4 protein-coding genes are annotated in these 4,886 nt (G+C 62.9%); 2 read left to right on the forward strand and 2 right to left on the reverse strand.

Annotation, left to right across the window (positions count from 1 at the left end):
* Window positions 1-826: 826 nt before the first annotated feature.
* Window positions 827-2,017: a nucleotidyltransferase gene (locus Q1A87_RS22840; RefSeq protein WP_299656971.1), complete on the reverse strand. Its 1,191-nt coding sequence runs from the start codon at window positions 2,015-2,017 to the stop codon at window positions 827-829.
* Window positions 2,014-3,051, reverse strand: a complete 1,038-nt coding sequence (locus tag Q1A87_RS22845; protein WP_299656974.1) for a CBASS cGAMP-activated phospholipase — start codon at window positions 3,049-3,051, stop codon at window positions 2,014-2,016. The genes Q1A87_RS22840 and Q1A87_RS22845 overlap by 4 nt, the downstream gene beginning before the upstream one ends.
* Window positions 3,052-3,194: 143 nt before the next feature.
* Here Q1A87_RS22845 and Q1A87_RS22850 point away from each other — a divergent pair, with 143 nt between their 5' ends.
* Entirely contained in the window at window positions 3,195-4,256 is a 1,062-nt protein-coding gene (locus Q1A87_RS22850; RefSeq protein WP_299656977.1) for an XRE family transcriptional regulator, read from the forward strand.
* Window positions 4,257-4,263: 7 nt separating this feature from the next.
* Window positions 4,264-4,767, forward strand: coding sequence for a PIN domain-containing protein (locus Q1A87_RS22855; RefSeq protein WP_299656980.1), 504 nt, complete (start codon window positions 4,264-4,266; stop codon window positions 4,765-4,767).
* Window positions 4,768-4,886 lie beyond the last annotated feature (119 nt).

A 4,886-nucleotide genomic window follows, 5' to 3' on the forward strand; every position in this document is an offset into this window, starting at 1 on the left:
CCCCGCCGAACCCGGACCTTCGGTCGGGCTACGCCCTTCCTGCGGTCCGGGTTCGGCGGCCCGTTCTCATCCAGATTATCGCTCGTATCTCATCCTGATCGACGCGCATCACCCTGGGAATGTCCATGCAGGGCGAAGCCAGCATTGTTGATGTGCTCACGGGCCCGCGCTGGCGGCCGCGGGCTACGCTATAGAGTGAATGACGGCACATTCAGCCCATACGGTACATTCAGCCCATACGGCACATTCAGCCCATAGAGAACGGCCCCAAAGCGGACCTTGAGGTAGAACCCACTAGCTGCGGCGCGGCGTAGGCTATGCAGTTTCTCGCCTGATAATCTGCTAGCGATTTTGAGCTGCAAACCTACGGCGCTCCTCCCTGTTCCCGGTGCAGGGGGCCTCCGGATCTGGGTGCTGCCCTCCACCGCCCCATTCATCGGTCGCTAGCCAATGCTCGAAGTAAGCGAGCCACAGGAACGACCACGGCACGATCGTCTGGTCCAGACGCTGCCTGTGATCCCATTCTTCGGTGCCTGGCAGGTACAGGCAGAGGCGATCTGGGTTGTGGTAGAGGTGCGGCGGCGTCCGACCTCCACTCAACTCGCGGAGGTCATGGCTGTCGACCGTGACCGACGGTGTTTTCTCAGATGCGTAGCGAAGTCGCAGTCGGTAGGTCCGTGAGAGTGGGTCCGGGCAGGCGTCGAGTTTCCAAATCAGCTCGGTCGCCGTCAGTCGACCGTCTGCTCCGATGAGAAGAGGGCTTGTCCGCAAGAAGAGGTGTTGCTGTGGAAGGGTCAGCACCTTGCGTTCCCGCGCCGTCCACATCTCAGTCGCCGAAGAAAGTATTGGACCGGACCGGCGTCGATAATGGAGCCGGGGTCGTGATGAGTCCAGCCGACGGGGCGAGCCAAAGCTGTCCCGACTTCCGAGCCTCGCTCAATCTGTCCTGGTGGCGATTCATCACGCGAACCCCAGCCTGACCGAAGCCCGCCTCCATGCGGTTGCGGACCCGGTCCAAACCAGAGGTGTCTCGGAGGGCCTCCAGATCTTCCAAAGCCTTTGCATGCCAGCCGAAGAACGCCTCCGCCCGTTCGGGCTCACGGTTCCACCTGTCTGCGAAGTTCTCGCCCTGCGTCGTCTCGTTCCAGACCGCGTAGGCCGGGCGGCCATCGATCAACGGGCGTTCGATGAACTGGGGCATCGCTCGGACCGTGGCGATCAGCACGTCGAGTTCATCTTCGTAGACCTCCCGCAGAACGACGGCTTCGTAGGCTCTCATCGCGAGTGTCGTGATGATGATCGAGATCGGAGCAACGTCCCCGCGGACGTCCAGGAAGTGCACGTCGCGATGGCGCTTGAGGATCTGCACGATGCGGTTCAGCACGTTCGCGAGCGTGAGCGTAGCCGGAAACGGCTCGGCCTCGGCTCGGTTCTGCGATTCAGCGAAGCGCTTGACGATCCGAGGGATCAGCGCGGCCCGCTCTTCGAAAAGCTTACGATACCCTCGCGGGTTCGTCGGATGCCATGATGACAAAGCCTTGTCCGGCACCAGCTCCCCGCCGTTTGGGCAGAGGATGTTCGCGATCGTCGGCGACAGATCGAGGTGGAACTCGCCTGCGTAGTTGAGGCGCCAGCAGCGTTTTTTCTCCTGGAGCATGTGCGCGTAGCGGCCATGCTCGCGAAGCCGCCTCCCGACCGCCGCCTTAACCGCCGCGGGGTCCGTGCTGCGGCTTACGCCAAGCAGGAGGCAGATCAGATCGATGTCGAACTCCATCCGTCCAATGGGTTTGATCGTCGTTCCCAAACCGCCGCTGCCATGCAGGTAGACCAGTGTAGACGCCAGCAGCGGGTCGTCGGAGCCGGCGATCCACGTCGCCACAGCCTCGTAGGCGGAGCGGGCACGTTCAAACTGCTCCTTCGTTGGCGCGAGATCCTCGCAGACCTCGACGAGAAGGCGATAGAGTTCCGCACGCCGTAGACGGTCCTGCGGGGTGAGTGGGCGGAACGGGGCGTTCATGCGGCGTGGTCCTTCGCGGCTGAGATGGGGTGGTACGGCTCGAAAGGGGCAGCTGGGGCCCCGAAGAATACGGGCTCAAGGATCGGCTGCGCATGGCGGGCGGCCGAGACGCCGAGGCCCTTTAGGCGGTCGATCTTGGTGGTGTCGTCGAGGCTGAAGAAGTCTGCCGGCACGGGCGTCGCGTAGCGATGGATCGTATCGCCCTGGTGGGGGTGCCCAGTGAGCAGCTTTGCCATGCCCATGGCACCTCTGGACTGACCATCCATCAGTAGCCGCGTCAGTCCGCTGATCCCGAGCTCCTTGAAACCAACCGCATCGTCGAAGAGGTAGACCTCCTCGCCGCAGCCGAGGCTTAGGATACGCAGGTCCTCGCCTCGCCAACCCAGAAGCGTCGTCGCTTCCACCGCCGCGACGCCGATCGGATTGTTCGCCCAGACGCCTCCGTCGAGGAGGCCGGTCGCATCGACCGTGCGATGTCGCGCGAAGTACGTTGGCGCGGCCGCGGTCGCCATGGCCGCGTCGAGCGCTGGCTTGGAGTAGTCCGTCTTCAGCCTTGGGTGATGCGCCGTCTTGTATATGTAGACGCTGCGGCGATCCGCGTCCCAAGCCGGAATCACGAGGCGCGTGCGAGCATCGCCGAGCATTCGATCACCGAGGACGCCGTGCAGTTCGGTCCGAAGCACCTCCGCATCATGCTTTGGGCGGAAGAACTGGCGACCGAACGTCCGTGCCTTCTCTTGCAGCCATCTCCGGACGGCGCCGAGTTCCGGTCCTTCCCGGAAGATGATCGGCCCACGGGTCTCATAGAGGTCGAGGAGCTCGGACGCGCGCAAGCCCATCGCGAGCCCGATGGCAAGGATGCCCCCTGTCGATGTTCCAGCGATCAGATCGAAGTACGATCCGATCGGCTCGTCGAGATCCTTCTCCAGCGCGGCGAGGAACGCTGCTGGCTCGACGCCGCGGATGCCGCCGCCGTCGATGCTCAGGATCCGCCGAACCCCTAGCCCTGCCTCTTCTTCCTCCTTACGTCGCACTGCCTCGCTCCCCGCTCGGTTTACGGAACACTTTCTTCATGACTCGATTGTAAACCTAAGGGGCCGGACTATCTGCCGCAAGGTCTCCAGTTTACAAAACCGTCTATCGTGCGCATGAGTGTAACCTATAGGGAGAGACGACCATGATCGGACGACGTTTAAAGTCCGCGCGTACGGCGGCCGGTCTGTCGCTGCGTGCCCTAGCGGACGCGATGGATCGCAAGGTCTCCGCACAGGCCATCGGCAAGTACGAGCGCGATGAAGACATGCCGCGCTCCTCCGTGCTCTCCGCACTCGCGCAGGCGCTCGATGTCGAAATCGACTACCTGCTCGGAGACGGTGACCTGCAGCTCGAGGGGGTCGAATTCCGCAAGGCAGCTTCGACATCGCGCAAGGAGGTCGCTGCGATCGAGGCCAGAACGCTCGCCTTCATCGAGCGTTATCTCCTTGTCGAGGAAATGCTGCGCCTACCCACGTTGCACTGGGCGCCGCCGAGCTCCCCCGCGTTCAAAATCGTGTCTGTCGAGCAGGCGGACGACGCCGCTGATGCGCTGCGTCACGAATGGGATCTCGGTGGCGATCCTGTACCGAAGCTCGCTGAGCTGCTGGAGGAGCATGGCATTAAGATCGTGTCGGTTGACTCCCCACGCGTCGACGGGCTCGCGGCAAGGGTCGAGCGCGATGGTCATCCGCCGGTACCCATCATTATGATCGCCAAGGGTGCTTGGTCCGAACGTAAGCGGTTCAGTCTCGCGCACGAACTGGCGCATTTGGTCCTGGATGTGGCCGACGGCATCGATGCGGAGAAGGTCGCAAACCGTTTCGCTGGCGCCTTCCTAGTGCCGGGCGAGGTACTGCGCCAGGAGATCGGCCAGCGGCGCAAGGAGATCAGCTTGGGCGAGCTTCGCGTGCTGAAGCGCCGCTACGGCGTCAGTCTTCAGGCGCTGACGTATCGCTGCAAGGACCTCGAGATAATCAATCGGTCGCTCTACCGCGATCTCTTCGATCTCTACGACCGCTATGGCTGGCGGTCGGAACCTTACGAGGAACCCGAGGCCTTCGAACCCGAACGCGAAGAGCCGATGCGCTTCCGTCGCCTTTGTTTCCGTGCGCTTTCCGAGGGGCTCATTGGGGAACCTCGCGCGGCCGAACTGCTTGGAATGACCGTCCGCGGGCTGGAGGAGGAGCTCGACGCCGTGGCATAACGGCGCGATGCCGATCCTCGTCTCCGACACCTCCGTGCTCATCGACATCGAGCGCGCCAGTCTGATGGCGCGCCTTTTTGCGTTGCCGCATGATTTCGTGGTGCCCGATCTTCTCTTCGACCGAGAGCTGGCTTCCCATGGCGGTGACGACCTCGTTGCACGTGGACTGCGGATCGAAGATCTTTCGGGGGCGGAGGTACAGTTGGCCGCGCAAGTGCGGCGGCATAACGGCGCGCTCTCCTTGCCCGATGCCTATGCCTTCAGCCTCGCACGCGAGCGTGGTTGGACGCTCCTGACCGGCGACGGTCAGTTGCGCGCACTCGCCCGGCGCGCGCGACTTCCGATGCATGGCGTCCTGTGGCTCTTCGACGAGCTGGAAGTCCATGAGGTCTGCTCAAGCAATGAGCTTAATGACGGCTTGACAGCTCTCTCTGCGCATCCGCGCTGTCGCCTGCCGCGAACAGAGATACGTCTACGGCTCGACCGCTATCGTTCGGCCGAAAGCACATGATTAGGCCGTCCGACAGAACGTCAGCGGATATGCTGCTCGGTACTAGAGCTTTTCGGCCGAAAGTTGAATCGTGGGGATTCCCATGAGGGAGGCGGTGTGATTCATCCTTTTGAGGAGGA

Source organism: uncultured Jannaschia sp. (assembly GCF_947494055.1).
Classification (GTDB): domain Bacteria; phylum Pseudomonadota; class Alphaproteobacteria; order Rhodobacterales; family Rhodobacteraceae; genus Jannaschia.

What these genes read in the sequence shown, in the direction of transcription:
- Q1A87_RS22850 (WP_299656977.1), top strand. Translation starts at nt 3,195, where the DNA reads ATGATCGGACGACGTTTAAAGTCCGCGCGTACGGCGGCCGGTCTGTCG.
- Q1A87_RS22855 (WP_299656980.1), top strand. Translation starts at nt 4,264, where the DNA reads ATGCCGATCCTCGTCTCCGACACCTCCGTGCTCATCGACATCGAGCGC.
- Q1A87_RS22840 (WP_299656971.1), bottom strand. Translation starts at nt 2,017, where the DNA reads ATGAACGCCCCGTTCCGCCCACTCACCCCGCAGGACCGTCTACGGCGT.